This window comes from Muriicola sp. SD30 (assembly GCF_041205185.1).
GTDB lineage: Bacteria > Bacteroidota > Bacteroidia > Flavobacteriales > Flavobacteriaceae > Muriicola.
The window spans coordinates 164840-182446 of the sequence record NZ_JBGEWB010000003.1 but is presented as its reverse complement, the minus strand read 5'-3'; the positions used below and the strand labels follow the sequence as shown (position 1 = coordinate 182446).

18 protein-coding genes and 1 tRNA gene are annotated in these 17607 nt (G+C 41.5%); 5 read left to right on the top strand and 14 right to left on the bottom strand.

What is annotated here, in order from left to right:
- Positions 1-8 precede the first annotated feature (8 nt).
- From AB8P51_RS09795 to AB8P51_RS09750, 10 genes are all read right to left on the bottom strand, one after another.
- Complete coding sequence (locus tag AB8P51_RS09795; protein WP_369748650.1) at positions 9-770, bottom strand: hypothetical protein; 762 nt, start codon at positions 768-770, stop codon at positions 9-11.
- Positions 767-2035, bottom strand: a complete 1269-nt coding sequence (locus tag AB8P51_RS09790; RefSeq protein ID WP_369748649.1) for a hypothetical protein — start codon at positions 2033-2035, stop codon at positions 767-769. Before AB8P51_RS09790 ends, AB8P51_RS09795 begins: the two co-directional genes overlap by 4 nt.
- A gap of 91 nt (positions 2036-2126) precedes the next feature.
- Entirely contained in the window at positions 2127-2525 is a 399-nt protein-coding gene (locus AB8P51_RS09785; protein WP_369748648.1) for a cytochrome c, read from the bottom strand.
- A 6-nt stretch (positions 2526-2531) separates the two neighbouring features.
- The gene (locus AB8P51_RS09780; protein WP_369748647.1) at positions 2532-3407 is read right to left on the bottom strand and encodes a hypothetical protein; all 876 of its coding nucleotides are present in this window, start codon (positions 3405-3407) and stop codon (positions 2532-2534) included.
- Positions 3404-4723 carry an NrfD/PsrC family molybdoenzyme membrane anchor subunit gene (gene nrfD, locus AB8P51_RS09775; protein ID WP_369748646.1) on the bottom strand — a complete coding sequence of 440 codons (1320 nt, stop codon included), beginning with the start codon at positions 4721-4723 and terminating at the stop codon, positions 3404-3406. Before nrfD ends, AB8P51_RS09780 begins: the two co-directional genes overlap by 4 nt.
- The gene (locus tag AB8P51_RS09770) at positions 4720-5694 is read right to left on the bottom strand and encodes a 4Fe-4S dicluster domain-containing protein (RefSeq protein ID WP_369748645.1); all 975 of its coding nucleotides are present in this window, start codon (positions 5692-5694) and stop codon (positions 4720-4722) included. Before AB8P51_RS09770 ends, nrfD begins: the two co-directional genes overlap by 4 nt.
- Before the next feature lie 17 nt (positions 5695-5711).
- Positions 5712-5975: a hypothetical protein gene (locus tag AB8P51_RS09765; RefSeq protein ID WP_369748644.1), complete on the bottom strand. Its 264-nt coding sequence runs from the start codon at positions 5973-5975 to the stop codon at positions 5712-5714.
- Positions 5976-5988: 13 nt separating this feature from the next.
- Entirely contained in the window at positions 5989-6858 is an 870-nt protein-coding gene (locus AB8P51_RS09760; RefSeq protein ID WP_369748643.1) for a DUF5777 family beta-barrel protein, read from the bottom strand.
- Positions 6859-6876: 18 nt separating this feature from the next.
- On the bottom strand, positions 6877-7269 hold the full coding sequence (locus tag AB8P51_RS09755) for a hypothetical protein (protein ID WP_369748642.1): 393 nt from the start codon (positions 7267-7269) through the stop codon (positions 6877-6879).
- Between the two features lie 95 nt (positions 7270-7364).
- Entirely contained in the window at positions 7365-8393 is a 1029-nt protein-coding gene (locus AB8P51_RS09750; RefSeq protein ID WP_369748641.1) for a hypothetical protein, read from the bottom strand.
- A gap of 221 nt (positions 8394-8614) precedes the next feature.
- On the opposite strand from AB8P51_RS09750, the gene AB8P51_RS09745 reads away from it, so the two are divergent.
- The 4 genes from AB8P51_RS09745 (at position 8615) to AB8P51_RS09730 (ending at position 11799) form a co-directional block, all read left to right on the top strand.
- Positions 8615-8688, top strand: a tRNA-Pro gene (locus tag AB8P51_RS09745).
- A gap of 568 nt (positions 8689-9256) precedes the next feature.
- Entirely contained in the window at positions 9257-10039 is a 783-nt protein-coding gene (locus AB8P51_RS09740) for an MlaE family ABC transporter permease (protein WP_369748640.1), read from the top strand.
- Positions 10039-10821 (top strand): ABC transporter ATP-binding protein, encoded by a 783-nt coding sequence (locus tag AB8P51_RS09735; protein ID WP_369748639.1) that lies wholly within the window; start codon positions 10039-10041, stop codon positions 10819-10821. The genes AB8P51_RS09740 and AB8P51_RS09735 overlap by 1 nt, the downstream gene beginning before the upstream one ends.
- A gap of 3 nt (positions 10822-10824) precedes the next feature.
- On the top strand, positions 10825-11799 hold the full coding sequence (locus AB8P51_RS09730; protein WP_369748638.1) for an MlaD family protein: 975 nt from the start codon (positions 10825-10827) through the stop codon (positions 11797-11799).
- A gap of 63 nt (positions 11800-11862) precedes the next feature.
- Here the strand turns inward: AB8P51_RS09730 and AB8P51_RS09725 are convergent, their stop codons facing one another.
- The 4 genes from AB8P51_RS09725 to AB8P51_RS09710 all read right to left on the bottom strand — a co-directional run bounded on the left by AB8P51_RS09725 (position 11863) and on the right by AB8P51_RS09710 (position 16556).
- Complete coding sequence (locus AB8P51_RS09725; RefSeq protein WP_369748637.1) at positions 11863-12117, bottom strand: hypothetical protein; 255 nt, start codon at positions 12115-12117, stop codon at positions 11863-11865.
- 219 nt (positions 12118-12336) lie between these two features.
- Positions 12337-12711: a hypothetical protein gene (locus AB8P51_RS09720; RefSeq protein WP_369748636.1), complete on the bottom strand. Its 375-nt coding sequence runs from the start codon at positions 12709-12711 to the stop codon at positions 12337-12339.
- Positions 12712-12869: 158 nt separating this feature from the next.
- Positions 12870-13940, bottom strand: coding sequence for a response regulator (locus AB8P51_RS09715; RefSeq protein ID WP_369748635.1), 1071 nt, complete (start codon positions 13938-13940; stop codon positions 12870-12872).
- A 51-nt stretch (positions 13941-13991) separates the two neighbouring features.
- The gene (locus tag AB8P51_RS09710; protein ID WP_369748634.1) at positions 13992-16556 is read right to left on the bottom strand and encodes a PAS domain S-box protein; all 2565 of its coding nucleotides are present in this window, start codon (positions 16554-16556) and stop codon (positions 13992-13994) included.
- A gap of 577 nt (positions 16557-17133) precedes the next feature.
- On the opposite strand from AB8P51_RS09710, the gene AB8P51_RS09705 reads away from it, so the two are divergent.
- Positions 17134-17541, top strand: a complete 408-nt coding sequence (locus AB8P51_RS09705; RefSeq protein ID WP_369748633.1) for a hypothetical protein — start codon at positions 17134-17136, stop codon at positions 17539-17541.
- Positions 17542-17607 lie beyond the last annotated feature (66 nt).

The following is a 17607-nucleotide window of genomic DNA, read 5'->3' as shown; positions in this document are numbered from 1 at the left end:
AATCCTGATTACCGGACAAGCACCCCATTTTCCACGAGGATAGGATAAGAGTATCCGCTCCCCAGGTCTATATTCAGTTTAACGATTCCACGAATGGTAACCTCTTTGTCCTTGTCTACCATTTCGGAAGTAGTAATAACCAGGTCGTAATCGTCTTTGCTTCCATCCTGCAAGTGTGCCCAATTCCTTCCCATGATTCCGATATTTACCTTGGTACACATGCCTTTGAGTTCTATTTTCTTTCCAGCGTATTTTTCCGGATCAGCAACCAGATCAGCTATGCTAATTCGACCGGCAAAGACCGCTGTGCTATCTTGCTCTTCCACAATACTTTTTTTGACGATCTCCAGTTGTTTATCGCCCGCGGAACCTGAACTCAGTCCGTGTACTCCTTTTCCGTGTTCTTCAGGAATAAGTGAGGTCACAAGGTATAAAGTATCAAAGACCCTGTTGTGTTCCTTACTTTCAAATTGGGTCTTGAGGATGGATTCGTTGTAGAAAAATATTTCCCCTTTTTTTAGCTGCTGTTTTCCGGATGAGATCCAGAAAGATCGTCCGTCTTCTTCTACCAGCACATAGACGTATTTGTTTCCCGGGATGACCTCCTTGACGATCACCTTGTGCATTTCCCGACTCACATCAGGATCCAGGATCGACTTGTCAATGGTTCTGGTGATCGTATAGGGTTCCTTTGATTTAGGGCCGTCAAGACACGATATTAAAAAGATAAAAATTAAAATTGCCCCGAAAGGGACGAAGAGCTTTTTCATATTTCTGAATTCTTGGGCATGCGAAAGAAGGTCCTCTTATTGGAATCTTCAAAAAATGCCTGCCTGACTATTAGCTGATGAATATCTTTCTTTGATGAGATGGAGGAGGGGTTGAGGTAAAGTTTCCTGATGACCCGGTTTGTTACCATATTTATCTTCTGCGGATCATCTATTTTCATAGACTTTTTCAAATATCCTGCGGTATTTTTAATTATGAATATCTTTTGTTGCGCCAGGATTTTGCGCAGTGGTGCCTCCCTTAGCCATTTTTGAAATGAAAGCAGTTCTTCTTTGTTTATCTCAGTGACCTTTTCAACCGCCTTTTTGCGCTGAGCTTTGGTTTTTTCCAATGCCGTTGAAATAGCATCAAGATTGTACAGCGTAACTTCTGGAATCTCAGAAAGATCAGGATCCATATTACTGGGAAGACCAAGATCAAAAAGTAGACGAGGTTTTTCGTTTTTATTTAAATGCTTTACCAGGTGGCGACTGTTCCCCGCGGCCCCCACAATGATGTCGAAATCACTGAAATCGTTTGCCACTACCTTTTCCCATGAATATACGTCGGCACTATGTTTACCGGCAAGCAGCTGTGCATTTTTTAGGGTTCTGTTGCTTATGGCGACTTCTTTAAAATTAAATTTACTGTTGTATTTAAACCATTGTTTTACGATATCACCGGCACCTATAAGCAGGATTTTTTTGTTTTTCATTTCCTCTGCCCCATAGGTCTCCACCATCATTTTTAAGGACTTATAGGCCACCGAAGTAGTTCCATCCCTGAACCGGGTTTCATTGCGGATTCTTTTATGGTTTCTAAAGACCATTTGGATGGCCCTTTCAAGAAGTGACCCCTGTAATTTCATCTCCAATGTAGTCTTGTAGGCCTTTCTTAGCTGATGTATGATCTCGGCATCACCCCACACTTTGGATAGCAAACCGGTTGAAACCGATAATAAGTGATGGGCAGATATCTCAGAGTCGTCCGATTTTACGAAGAGAGAAAGATCCTCTTTTTTTACATCCCCCGTTTTTTCCTGAAGAAGGAAAACTAACAAATCGGTAGCGGTTGTTCTGCCCGACTCGAAATAAATCTCTGTTCGGTTACAGGTAACAAGGAATAAGAGTCCGGCTATATCACCAAATTTCCTTTTGATTTTCAGCAGTAATGATTTTTTTTCCTCCTCTGCAATAAAAAATCTCTCCCGATCCACCACTTTGGCCGAAATATGAGAAATACTGATGTATCGCAATTGGTTAGTCATCTTCTATTTTTGGTTGAAAAAAATCATAATCTGATCATTCCCTATGTCAATGAGATAGGTTTTTAAAAGGTTTTAAATGTTACTTTGATTTTTATTCCTCCATGGTACGCATGTAGTTCACTATCAGCCAGCGGTCCTCATCATCTGGCATCTTTTTGGTGTATTCCGGCATATCATCTCTTCCAAAAGTAGTCTTGTAGAACAATTCCCCATCGGTCTGTGCCTGAAATTCCTGAGAAGAAAAATCTCCCAGATCTCCGGTCATTTCGGCTGCTTTTGGCCCGTCTCCATAACCTTCTTTACCATGACAGGATTTGCAATGCTGGTTGTAAAGCGACTTCCCTATATCCAGATCCTCATCAGGATTGGTAGGATTCTTCATATTTACGTATTTCTCGGGCACCACCCATTTTTCCTGTATATAATCGGTAAAGGAGTATAATGCCAGGGAAACTACTCCCAGAAATAATAGTTGCTTAATTGTCTTCATGTTTGTTTATTGAGATTTATAAATTTTATAAAGGTTTCGAATTAAATACATTATTGGGCCCCAGGTCAATACCAGCAATAAGATAGTAAATATTAATATAAAATAAGGAGTTCTATCCCGGGGTGCCCAAAGACTCCTCTCATTAAAACTGTTATCCCTGACAATGGGTATGCCATAAGGCGCCTTTGTAATCGCTTTTACCGTCCCATAGTCGTCGCTGTCGGCCAATACTACTTCAAGGGTAAGTATTCCTTCAGGCCCGGGAATGCCTGCTTCAACAGGTACAAGAATGGTGCCATTTTCATCGGTATAATTGAAATCCTCCCCAATTTTTAGTGGCCTGATAAGCCGCTGTACCTGCACCCTCATCGAGCTATTCACTACTGGCATGGTATCTATTACATTTATTAAGCTGGCCTTTATATAATTGGTACTGTCTATTTCCAGTAATTGCGTTATGATATTTGCATCTTTAAAACTTACTGATCTCGAACCTCGTTTAAAGTTTTCATTACCCCCGAATGAGACACCAAGAGTATAGGTGCCTGTTGAATCTGCTTTTATTTCAGTAAGAGGGGGTAAAAAAAATCTACTTGCGCCACTCATATTTGTTTTGGTTTTCCCCAGAGGGAATTCATCATTGTCAAATTCATAATAAACCTCCATCTCAATGTTAGGAACATCCTGCATTTGGCGGTCAATTCGAGAAATCACTTTAATGTCGAGGTAGCTTTGCGAATTCATCACCTTGATATAATCTGCCTTAATACGTACACTGTTTTTTTTGACTTCCTGCCCATAGGAAGAAAATATCACTAATGGGAGGATGAATATCCAAAGTACAATGCGAAGGCCTGATAAATAAGATATCGATTTTCTCATGACGGGATCTTCTTTAAGGGAATACCGGCAACTTCTTCTTCATCTGCAGTCCTCTGGATAGGCACAGCGGGCAGAAAACGAATAAGCAGGGTAATAATTAAAAGGGCCATGGCGAGGGTGGCAACCGTAATAACCCATTCGTGCATACTCGGAAAATAGGAATGCCATGATTCAGGAACGCCCTGAATGGGTAAAATGGGTTCCTGCAGAGTGGGGGTGATGATGATATATCGCTTCCACCATGAACCTATGACCACGATCATCCCGATAAGGAACAACGAAAAGGGTTTTCGACCTTTTTTAAAAAACAATAAGATAACCGGTAATACCAGCCCAACAATGGTTACTAGCCAGAATAGAAAAGCATAATTACCTACAAGCAGGGAATGTAAATGGGCATCCTCTCCCTTTTTTGCTGTAAAGAATGGGACCACATATTCGTTAATATTAAAAAACAAATAAATAATACAGGCCAGGGCAAGTAATTTACCCATTTTGTCGAAGTGGTATTCGGTGATATAATTTTCCAGTTTCCGGGTTCTCCTCACAACATAGATTACAGTTACCAGGGCTCCTATCCCGGCGACAAAGGCTCCCGATATAAAATAGGGCGCAAAGGCCGAACTGTCCCATCCGATTCGATACGTTGTGGAGAAAAGCCAGGCGTCAATGGTCTGAAGCAGGACACCAGCCATGAGAATTAATATCGACAATACTCTAATGGAGTTTACATGCAGGGCTTTTTGTTCAGAATTACCCGTCCATTTCAGGGACAATTTGCCGTACCACTTGCTCAATCGGGGTTTTGATTCTGCATAATATTTTTTGAGAATGGCAAAATCAGGAAGCAATGGGAAATAAAGCAGTAAAAGGCTGATCACGATAAATGTGGGGATGATGATTATGTCCCAGGTGATCGGGGATTGCAATCGAGCGTGGATGAACAAATTCATTACCCTGTCGGGCCTGGCCATGTCAATGGTGATGGTAATCCCGGCCATGATAATACACGCCAGGGTTATAATTTCAGCAATCCTGACAAGGGGTGTACGCCATTCATTTTTAGTTAATCTGAGAATTGCCACAGTTGCAGACCCTACAAAACTAGTGGCTACGAAAAACACAAAGTTGGAAATATAAATACCCCAAAGGGAGTAATCGTTCATATTTGTAACCTTCTGCCCCTGAATGACCTGATCCACATAGGCAATGATCCCTAGTACAATCAACAGCGAAAGAATACTGATCCAGATGATCCCTCTTCTGCCAAATTTTCGAGGGGCCAGATCCGCTACGATAGTATCGTAATTTCTCATTCTTCAGTAGGTTTTTCAACAGATTCAAACTCTTTGTAATACTGTAACCCATCTTCAAATTCTACAAGTCGATCCACCGGGGGCAGATAGTATACGCTAGGCTCGGTACCAAGGCTTTCCAGAAGCCGATATCCCGCTTTGTCTTTTAACAACTTGCTGAGCCTCACGGTTTCCTCCCCGTTGGTAACGGTGTCTTCATATTTATCTCCGAAATAGAACACTCCGTTAGGACAGGCTGTAACGCAATGAGGCAATTCTCCCTGCTTCACCATATGGGGGCAGAAATCACATTTATCGACAGTTCCCATCTTACTTGGTTTACCTGCGTACTCGGGGGTGGGCTCATAATCGGTGAGGTCGAGGTTCAAGGTCACTTCCTGTCCGGGATCTCCCCAGTTAAATACCCTGGTGGAATAAGGACAGGCAGCCATACAGAACCGGCAGCCAATACAACGCTCATTGTCAATTAATACAAGGCCGTCTTCCCTTTTAAAAGTGGCATCAACCGGGCAAACCGTTACACAGGCTGGTTTGTCACAATGCTGGCAGGTTGTAGGCATCCAGTAAGGGGCCGTATCCGGAGATTCCTGCATTTTGTAAACTTTGATCCAGGCATTGTCTCCGGTGATGTAGTGGTTTTTGTTACAAGAGGTCTGGCATTTTAGGGCATTCTTGCATTTTGCAAGATCTACAACCATCACGAATTTCCTGTTGGGAATCCCTTCCCTGACATTATAGTCCATGGAATAGTGATGATCGTGACTTACTTCCATCACTTCAGAGGTATCCACTTCCACAATAGTTCCGTCGGTGGTCATTAATTCCATGGTTTCGCCAGTGGAAACTTTCTCGTCAGAGGAGAATTTAGCAGATAATTTGGATAGTCCGATCCCTCCTAAAACTCCGGCAACACCTATTTTAAGGCCTCTGTCCAGGAATTTACGCCTCGATTTTTTTGATTTTTCTTCCATAGGTTCCTATCGGATTACTATTTTTTCCCTAACCATTGTAAAAAAGTGGAATTGGGAATATTTTTCTTAACCACTTTCGATTTTTTAAGGGCCTTGACCTTTACTTTTACCACGGTCCCATCAGGTTTTAACAAGGTTTCATACTGCTCTTCAGGTGATTCAGTCTCCGTTTTATCTTCATTCTTTGAGTATCCGAGTAAAGGGAGCAGTAGGGAAGTCCCCAGGAGGGGTAAAATTCCGCGCCTGGATATAGGTTTGCCTTTTTTGGAAGATGATGCCATCGATGGGATAGTTTTAGAAATTATACAGACGTGTGATGTTGAAACCGATCAGGAAATCTCCCTCAAAAAAATTGTTCTGGTTGAACATGATATTTTGTTGTGGAACGATCCCCTGGTAATTAGACAGGAACAACTGAAATGCATGTGAGGATGTTCTGAACTCAACACCAACACTAAATCCCGCTTCCGGATCCATATCAAATTCTGCTCCATCGAGATGATGTATAAAGGGCTGTGTATAATCTACCAATATGGAAGTTTGTGAACTCACTTTGTACCTTCCTCCTAAAGACATGGCAACAACGTCGTTCCTCATCCGCTGCGGTACCAGGTTGTAGTGTGAGACACTGGCAGCACCTTGCAGGGATAACTTGGAATTAAACCGCCTGGAGATGATCAGCTGGTTAAAATAGGAATAGCGATGTTGTTCAACCAGGAAGTTTTCCTTGCCACGGGCATCGATCACAAAGTTGCCGTAATAGGTAACATTGACAGGGATCCTGCCTGAGCGTGTTTGGCGAAGCAGGGCGACTTTCCAGTTAAAATCCTGAAGCCTGTTAAACTTGGAAGTTCCAAAACCGATGGTTAGCCTATCGTGAAGGGCATAACTAAGGGCAATCCTGATATTGGCAGGGGCCCAGATACCTATGAGGTCATTGGTGCCCGAATTGACTACGCCAAAACGGTGGGCCATATGCACCTCAAGGGTGTTCTTTATGGAAAGAACATCGGTGGGATTATCTATGATGTATGAACTCTCAAAGGTGGCCCGCTCTGGTTTATCCACTTCTTTCTGCGGCTCGGTATCTGTCTCGGTTTCCTGAGATAATACAGCCAGTGGTGAAAGTAGAAGGAAAATGAAAATGAAGCTCAGTTTTTTCATGTTGAGATATCTTTCTGGTTAGTTATTTTCGGCTCCTCGATCGATCCAGGCCTTTATCAGGGCAAGCTCGTCATTATTGAGAACAAATCCTGCACTGATAGGATGTCCGTTACCCGGTAATCGCTGATAAAATGTGCTTCCTTCTGCATCTCCCGGAACAATTATAGGTAGTATGTCGGCATAAGCATTACCAGCTCTGAGATCCGGGTTGGCTATATTTCCGTCATGGCAGGCAGTACAATCCTTCCCACTTTGGGAAAAGAGTGGTTCAATATCGGAACTGAAAGAAATGGTCTGATTATCCGGGATATCCGGAAGGGGTTGACTCAGATCGATTTCCTGATCATAGTAACATGAAAAGTTAAACAGGATCAATCCGCTGATCAGTAAAAATGAGATGTGTTTTTTCATTTTCCTCGTTTTATGTGTAAGGCACGTAACCTATACTGATCTTGTACAAATTGCACGGGAGAAATCATCACTTAGGCAGTTTGAACAGACCATTCTTATTCTTGTAATGCTTCTATAGAATTTTTTAAAAGGGCTCGTGTATAGGCGGGGTTATGAATCCCATTACTATTGTCTTCCAGCAAGGTCCTGTAGTTCCATGCGGCCTGAGCCAGTTTAGCTGAGTACGTTCCTGGTACATAGTAGCCGTCCACATCGAACATGTTGTTGGCTTCAAGCAGTGCTTCCAGGGTAGCCATATCTTGTGAAAAACCAGCAATCTCATCCGGTGCACCGTTGGGGTGGCAGGCGACGCAAGCTGCATCTGTAGGAACCCAAGAGTGTAGACCCTGACTCGTATCTGAAGATTCACCCATATGACAACTTACACAGGAAGAACCTGTCCTGTGAGTAGCCGAACCGACTCCCGGATAGGCTTCAGCTCCGGCAATGTTGGCTCCCATTATACCTTCGAGCATGGTGGATTGAGGTCCGTAGTGAGGCCCGAATCGTTTACTTGTAATTTCATAGTCGGCAGTACCAGATGGGATCTCATAGCTGTTTCGCGGCTGGTGACAGGTAATACAGTTATTGCTGGCATCACCAAAATCGATCACTGTAGCTTCATCGATCACCAGGGTGACTGCTTCGATATTGCGAAGAGCATAGTCGAAACCGTCGTTTTCAAAATCGAAGGTGCTGTGTTTGTCGTGACATGTGGTACAGTTAAACCGTGAAGGGTTTGTGTATCCGGCAGTGTCCACTTCTCCTATATTGAGATAATCGATATAACCTTCTTCAGAATGGCATTGAGCACAATCAGCCCTGCCTGCAGCAAAACTTACAAATCCTGTATTGTGTTTAGCTACATCCCAGGATGCCAATAACGGTTCCCGGGTAGCGTTGGAATGGCAGCTTACACAAGAAGCAGTGCCATCCACACCGTCAGTTCCATCTACCCCATCTCGTCCGTCTGCCCCGGCAGGACCGGCTATTGGATCTGGAATTTCAAGGTCACTTGTACATTGGATAAACAAAAATCCTGAGATAACTATCATCAGGATACGGAGGAGATGTGAAGTTTTCATATGGTTCCCTATTTTAATAACTGTTGATGGCCCTAAAATAGAAGACTTTTTCCACCCTTAATATGATTTTTGTCATATTTTAAAAAACTCTTAAAATTCACGGCATTATTCTTAATAAAAAGTTAAAATAGAATAAATTATGAGTAATAACAAGTCGGGAAAAACAAGTCTTTTTTGTTGATGGAATACAATAAACTTTACTATTTTTGCCATCTCAATTCCGGGATGTGGCGCAGTCTGGTAGCGTGCTCGGCTGGGGGCCGAGTGGTCGCAGGTTCAAATCCTGTCATCCCGACAAGAAAATCCAACACCAAAGTGTTGGATTTTTTATTTACGGAGCTTGCCAAGCTTGCTTGAGCAAGTGTAGGAAATAATAAAATACATACCGGCGTAGACGGTGTTGGATTTTCTTGAGCGCCTTCCTCCTGTGGATTGCCGATCCGCCTCAGGCGGAGAGGAAATCCATTATTATCTTCAGCTGTGTTGAATAAGCAAGAAGAATCCGCAGGCCTAGCTCTTTTTCACCTGCCTGCCGGCAGGCAGGTTTACCAGGAGGGTTTTATAGGATTCTCTAAATCCGGATACTTTTGAGAATGAAAGCGACTCAAACGCAGTTTGGATAAGCTACTTTGGAATAAAAAAATAGAACGCGATAGCGTTTACTTTTTCACCTGCCTGCCGGCAGGCAGGTTTACCGGGAATTTTTTTCAATTTCCAATAAGCTTGCTTTCTATATACAGAACATAAATACTACCTCCTTTTATATGCCTTAATTAACTATAGCTGCTTTATGATACAGGTCATTCTGTACCCGGGCATTAAATTCTACTTTTGATAGTATCCTAATCTAACTAGCTGTAGTTATGACACGTACATTTAAAGCAACAGCACAGTTACAGAATTTTTTCAAGGAGATAGGTGAGCTATCCTATTTTGCAGCACGTTTTTTTAAAGTGTGTTTCCGGCCTCCTTTTGAGTTCAGAGAATTTCTTAGGCAGTGTTATAACATGGGCAACCGCTCCCTTGTGCTGGTACTGGTAACTGGATTTATAATTGGATTAGTACTCACCTTGCAATCAAGACCTACCCTACTTGAATTCGGAGCTGTTTCTTGGATGCCCAATATGGTGGGGATATCAATAGTGAGGGAATTGGGCCCTGTGATTACCGCATTGGTTTGCGCCGGAAGGATCGCCTCCGGAATCGGGGCTGAACTGGGCTCTATGCGAGTGACAGAACAGATCGACGCTATGGAAGTATCGGGAACCAATCCCTTTAAATATCTGGTAGTTACCCGAATTCTTGCCACCACCCTGATGTTGCCTATTTTAGTAGTCCTGGGCGATGCCATTGCGCTCTATGGCTCTGCCCTTGTTGAGAATTTTAAGGGCAATGTCTCCTTCCTGCTGTATTTTAATACCGTTTTCGATGCCCTGTCTTATGGTGATTTGATTCCCGCAACCATAAAATCGTTCTTCTTTGGTTTTGCCATTGGCCTTGTTGGCTGTTATAAGGGTTATTACAGTAAAAAAGGGACCGCGGGAGTGGGCATGGCTGCGAATACAGCTGTAGTATTTACCTCTATGCTATTATTTGTGATCGATTTTGTTGCCGTATTTATATCAGACATATTTTATGAATTGTAATGATTAAAGAGAAAGAAATAAAGAAAGATTCAAGGACTCATAGCGACCAGAAAGTTATTATCGACATTCAGGGCCTTTATAAGAGCTTCGGAGACAATCATGTTCTCAATGGTTTTAATATGCGGCTCTTTGAAGGAGAAAACCTGGTAGTCATGGGTAAATCCGGATCGGGCAAATCTGTAATGATCAAATGCCTGGTAGGGTTGATGAATCCTGATGCCGGTTCCATCAAGGTGATGGGGGAGGACATTAGCACACTAGAGCAGGAAGCCCTTGATGCCCTGCGCGCAAATATTGGATTTCTGTTCCAGGGAAGCGCCCTTTATGATTCTATGACAGTACGGGAAAACCTGGAATTTCCAATGCGGAGACACCGCAGGAAAATGGGAAAAATCACCGATACGACGCCTTATGTTTTAGAGGCCCTTGAAAGTGTGGGGCTGGAACACACCATGGACCTTATGCCGGCCGAACTATCAGGAGGAATGAAAAGGAGGGTGGCCCTTGCGCGTGCCATCATTCTAAGGCCTAAAATTATTTTTTACGATGAACCTACCAGCGGACTGGATCCTATCACCTCGAAAGAAATCATCGAACTCATGCGAAGTATTCAAAAAAAATACGGCACATCTTCACTGATTATTACCCATGATGTGGATTGTGCCAGGGTAATTTCTGAACGTATGATATTGCTCGTGGATGGTATTAATTACGCTGAGGGTACATATAATGAACTTACACAATTGGATGATCCAAATGTTCAGGCATTTTTTAAAAAATAGGAAATGGAAAAGTCAACAGTACAGAATATTAGATTAGGAGTCTTGGTGGTGCTTGGCACAGTGCTACTAGTAGTAGCCGCCTATCTAATCGGGAACAGACAAAATCTCTTTGGGAGTACCTTCCAGATAAACGCTGTTTTTAAGAACGTGAACGGACTGCAAAAAGGGAATAATGTGCGTTATTCAGGTATTGATATTGGTACCGTGAAGGACATAGAAATGACCAATGACACTACCATTGTTGTCTATATGATCATACAGGAGAAAATGCTCTCACATATTAGAAAGAACGCTATAGCCAGTATAGGTTCGGACGGACTCGTAGGAAGTATGATCGTCAATATCGTACCGGGTAGGGAGGCAGGGCCTCCCATCTCATCGGGTGATCAAATTGCCTCCTACAGTAAAATCGGAGCTGAAGATATGCTGAGCACCCTCAATGTAACCAATGAAAATGCGGCTATTTTAACGGCCGACCTGTTACAGGTAACGGAAGCCTTGAAAAATGGTAAAGGAACCTTTGGAAGATTGCTCAATGATACCATAATGTCTGATAACTTATTGCAGACCTCTGCCAATCTTAAAGAATTAAGCACTCAGGCGAATATAATGCTTAAACAGCTCAATGAAATTGTAGCGAATATTGAATATGAAAACAGTGTGGCAGATGTCCTGACCAACGATTCAGTTTCAGGCCAACAGATGAAAAATATTCTTACCAACTTAGAATTGTCAAGTGTAAAAATGGTTTCTGTTTCCCGCACTTTAGATAGTCTTTCAACACGTATTTACGAAGGAAAAGGAACAATAAATTATCTGGCTACCGACACTGTTTTTGTCAATCAATTACAACATACCATGCAAAACATTGAAGAGGGGACATTACGTTTCAATGCAAACATGGAAGCGCTGAAACACAACTTCTTATTCAGACGTTATTTTAAAAAACTTGAAAAAGAGAAAGGGAGGAAGGAATAAGAGAATGGGTTTAACGGTTTTTCTTTGCGCTCCGTGCATAAGATAGAATAAGACATAATTCTGTTAAAGCATGGAAGATCCGTTCTTTAAATGACCTCCTAACATTTTGTCACTCTGGTGCCTTTCCAGCTGATGCTCTAATAATAGTCTCAGACTATCGAGATAATCTTGCATAGTTTCCCTATCTATACTTGCCTGTTCAGATATGGGGATGGTCATCGGATTCTCATCCAGGAATCTATATAATTCGGGGAATTCCGTTTCGATATAATTAGTGAGCAGAATGATTTCGCCCAACAATTCCTGCATTGTTTTCATTGTAAAAAGCTTTTCATGAACAGAGTTCACTTCAAACAGATTCGACGAAATATATTTCTAATAAAATGTATGAAAGCGACTTTGTTTTATAATCAACTTTGCTAAAATAATCTACACGGTATGAATTCTAAATGATTAAAATCAATTGAACTAAGATTTTAGAAGGCCCAACTATCTTCGAATTAACATGTTATTTATCAGGAGTTTAGTTTTTGCATTCTAATTTCTTCTTCTCCTGGAGTCCAAATTGCTTCGCCCTCTGTTTGCGTTGTTCTGTTCATCGTACCGTTTGATATCATCATCGTGGTAATTTCGAATTCTTTCATACCGCGATCTTCCTAAATCGTAGTTGCGATACCTTGGTGGTAAGGTATTTCGCCTGACCCAAATGCCCCCATCGAGATAAATATAAGTCCGTGCAGACAAGTCATAATAAATACGGATATCGGGGAAATATACATATCTCACCAGTTCCAGCCTGTTTGGATAAAACCATGGAGGGGGTGGATTTCCAATTCGATGAGACACGATAACCGGGCCACAACTGCTCAAGCCCAGAAATACAAGAAGGAGTAGTGCATATAACTTTTTCATTACATCTGATTTTATACTTCAAATAAACGAAATGATAATGCAGATGTAAATGATCTGTATCATTCTGAGACCGTGCAAATAATAATTATAATCGCTTTTATAGAGTGATGATAATAGGAAAAGGTATGGCCCGTTAACGGAGAATTGAGCTGCGCATTTTATCCGAAATCGGCAATAAGTTTTAAGCCTTCTTTATTTAGTACAACCAGTTTTTTCTTTTCTCCTATTCCTATGAGGCCTTTACCTCTAAATTCAGATAGCGCCCGTATGGCTGTTTCAGTAGCAGTGCCAATTATTCCCGCAAAATCTTCCCTTGGAATATTGATGCCCCTATGTTCTTTATCTTCGATGATTCCCTTATCATTAAGTTCGAGTAGTGCTTTTGCCGCTCGTTGTTTTACGGAAGAAAAGGCCATGTCTACCAATTGTTCCTGCAATTGTTCCAGATCGTTTGATATAAGATTTATAAACTTCCTGGAAACCACTTTGTTGCTGTACACCAGTTTGGTAAAATCTTCTTTGGGGATACTCAGTAAATCTGCGTTTTCAATGGCAGAAGCCGTTTCAATATAGGTGCCGTGGTTATTAAGAATGGAGAGTTGCCCGATAAAGTCTCCCTTTCCATAGATGCCAGAAACCATCTCTTTGCCAGTTTCCGTTACTCGATATGTTTTTGCGTTTCCTTTTTGAATAAAATACAAATGATTTGCCGCCTCACCTTCCCTGTATATTTCCTCCTTGTCGCCAAACGTCTGCGTTTCCCGGTTTGCCGAGAGAAGTTCCATCCCCAGAAATTCTGAAACACCCTCAAAAAAGGTATTAATACCTACTGCATTTTTCGTAAACTTCTTTTTTAAAAAATCATTCTTCCTTAGTCTTAAATCTATTGCCTCCAATAATTCCTTTTCCTTTACAGGTTTGACTAGATAGTCATCAGCCCCATAGGACATCCCCGTTCTCATATCCGTGATCTCACTTTTTGCCGTCAAAAAAATAAATGGGATACCTGCCGTTTTATCATCCTGGTTCAAAGTTTCAAGTACGGCATACCCATCTACTTCAGGCATCATGATATCACATATAATAATGTCGGGGCTATTTTCTTTGGCTTGGATAATACCGTCGGCCCCGCCGTCAGCAGTAAATACTTTATAGTCTGCAAACTCGAGTAAGGCGGCCGTATTCTCAAGAACATCCCTGTTGTCTTCGATTAACAGTACTTTTCTCATCAAATTAACTTTTTTCTGGTTTTACTATTCCTCCCCAAGGAGGTTTTGGACTTAATTTTTATTCGATACAGGGAAAGTGACCCGGAATGTGCTGCCTTTTCCTTCTTCACTTTTCACCCTGATGTTACCCCCCATGAGTTCTGTATATTGTTTAACGATGTGCAGCCCAAGGCCGGTACCGTGAATATTCAAACTGTTTTTAGCTCTGAAAAACCTTTGAAATAGGTTTTGCTGTTCTTCCTTAGGAATCCCAATGCCCTGATCAATGATTTCGATAGATACACTTTCCTGATCTTTTTCTATTCTAAGGATGACAGGCTGGTTTTCATCAGAGTACTTTACGGCATTACTCAGTAAATTGTTAAGGATATGTCGCATCAGCTTGGGATCGAGGAAGACCTGAATGTCCTGGGCAGAAGTAATGATTTCAAAGGTTTGTCCGACTTTCTTATTGACCTCCATCTCCGCAAGTATTGCCTCTGATAATACAAGCAGGTCAAACCACTGATAACCAGGTGTAATGGCTCCTTCTTCGAGTTTGCCAAGGGAGAGAAAATCATTGAGGATGACTACTAAATTCTGGACATTCGATTTTATGCGGTTGGTGTGTTTTAATCGGGCTTCTTCTTTCCCGGTTTCATTCTGTCTCTCAATTAGCGTAGCCGAGGAGAGGATAACACTCAAAGGTGTTCTGAACTCGTGCGAAGCCGTTGAAATAAAGCGGGATTTTAAATCGTTGAGTTCCTGCTCCTTTTTCAGTGCTATACGGATATTTTGCTCTGCCTTTTTGTGCTCAGAAATATCATGGAATACCATCAGGGCATGTGTAATTCCATTACCCCGGTCTCTCAGGGGAGTTGAATTTACCATATAGTTCCTCCTTCTGTAGATAATTTCAAAACTCAAATGCGTTCCCTCAAGGGTGGCTCTCACATGATCTTTGATTATGGCTTTTCGCTTTTTAGAAAAATTCTCAAGGTCGTTAATATTTATCCTCTCAAAAGGCTTTTTTTGCTTTCTGATATGCATCAAGGCAGTACCTTCGATATAGACAATTTCCATCTCCTTATTGATGAGAATAATTGCGCCTTTTGGAAAGTTTTGAGCAATAAGCGAAAAGATAGCCTCACTGGTCTTTGCTCTTTCTTCTGCTATTTTACGTTCTTGTATCTGAGTTTCCAGATCGGTATTTAGTGCTTCCAGCCTTGTGACGGTCAAACTGAGATCCACAGTGCGTTTTTCAACCGTTTTTTCCAATTCCTGTGCATAGAACTTCAATTGGTCCCGGCTATTCCGCAATTCTGTTCGTACATTATTTTGTTCAATTGCCAGACTCGCTAGTTGAGCTGCCTCTTTGATCAGCTTTTTTTCTTCCGAACTGGGTGTTTTTACTTTTTTGCTATAAACGGATAGGGCACCCAGATTTTCATTGCTGTGCGTGAGCATAGGAAATGACCAGCATGCCTTTAGATCATCACGAAAAGGAAATGCCTTGTGTTCTCGCCAGGAATTTTCCTTTGCCATGTCGGCCACCAGTATTTCTTTTTTCACATATGCCGCAATACCACAGGAACAGGATTTTGGATCAATGACAATTCCATTCAGGGCGCTTACAAAATCTGAAGGGAGTTTGGGGGCGGCCAGGATCTTTAAGTTCCGCATTTCTTCCTCAGCCATTAAAATAGCAACATAGGAGTCATTTAGACTATTTTCTAATAATTCTACAATTTTTAATGCGATGTCTTCCAAAGGCTCATGTGCAACGATCATCTCCAGAATTGAATTCTTACTATCTTTAAACCACTCCTGTTTTTTACGCTCAGTTATGTCATTTTGAACGGCAATAAAATGGGTTAGTTCACCATTATCATTTCTTACGGGGGTTATGGACAGTTCGTTCCAGAAAAGAGTACCGTCTTTTTTATAATTGCGGACTACTACCTTACAAGCTTCGCCATTTCTCAATGCAGCACGAACGATTTTAATTCCCTGCTGCTTCTTATCACCATTCTGTAGAAAATCACAGTTTTTACCAAATACTTCCTGCCTACTATACCCGGTGATCCTTTCAAATGCTTCATTGACATAGACAATTGGAAATCGTTCCATCTTGGCATCAGATATTACGATGCCTTTTTCAGCAACATTAAGTGCCCTGTTCCTGCTCTTCAGTACCTCTTCAACCTCTTTTTGCCTTGTGATGTCTTCTATAAATCCTTCCATACGGGTAATGGGACCACCTTTATCTGCAATCCCCATTCCGTGTTCGCTTACCCATCTGATATTGCCTTCTGCATCAACAATTCTGTAATTCAGATGAAATTGCTGTTTTTCAGACAACGCTAGCTGTAATTTAGCGTAAACCTTTTCTTTATCATCCTGATGAATAATATCTGCCCATTTGATGGGATCAGGATCATAGAATTGATCCGATTTATACCCGCTAAGTTCAAAACATCCCTCACTGATAAACTCAATAGTCCGCTCAGAATCATTAAGGCAGCGGTACACCACCCCCGGTAGATTACTGACAAGTGTACGGAGTTTCCGATTACTTTCAATAAGGGCCTTTTTTCCGTTTTGCGCTCCGGTATGTGATAAATCGGAGTCTTTCATTGGAGGTGTTAATTAGGGTTCGCAGGTATTCATTCAGATATGAAACAGATGATTTTGACATGACAGCCATCACCTGATCATTCTATTAAACTAAAAGGTCTTTTCCTCAAAGGAGCCTGAGCAATTTCCTTCCAGTTAAGATAGAAAGAACTTACAGCATGCACTTCTATCAAAGATATGCCGTATTGTCCTACACAAAACTGATATTTATCATATATGGCGATATGTATGAATGCGTCATACAGCTGCGTAAACTACAGGAAATCAATACTGGAATGGGTGGGAAAAACTAAAAGCAAAAGGTATTGGTAATTTCCACAAAATAAAACACCCCCAAATCAAATCGACACTGAAAAACAGTATGTCAAACCTTGATAAGAGGGGCTGGCAATAGTGGGGATGATAAACTTACTCTAGTCTGTTTCAATGACTTTTTGTTTTTGTTATTTCGCTTCCGGAATTCATTACTTTGAGTACCCTTTAACTAATTGAAAATAAGAGAGTTTACAGTAATTCGCCTGGTAAACTTTTGTTAATCAGGACAATAAAACCATTAATTTTGTAGTTTTGTAGGGAAATGGATTCACGTCGACATAAAATTGGAGCTCTAACATTGGCCTTTATGGTCTTGTTCTCTACTATGTCCTTTTCCATGGACATGCATTTCTGTGGAGATTCCCTCGTTGATTTTAAGCTCTTCCAACAGGCAGATGACTGTGGCATGGCAATGGATGGTGCAACTTCTGATGACATGATGGGTGCTGAAAACCACTGTTGTTCTGACGTGGAAGTTGTAGTTTCCGGGCAGGATGATCTGCATTCCGTAGCCTCAGATATCTCTTTTGAACAGCATAATCTGATCATATCCTTTTTCTTGGTTTACACTCATTTTTTCAATGAGGCTGATAAACAACCTATCCCTTTTAAGGAATATTCCCCCCTCTTCTCACACGCGATGTCCAGGTCATGGACCAGACATTTCTGATTTAAAAACATAATTTAAGTACATACCATCCCAACGTTTTGGGCATGGTACGCGGTATTTTATACC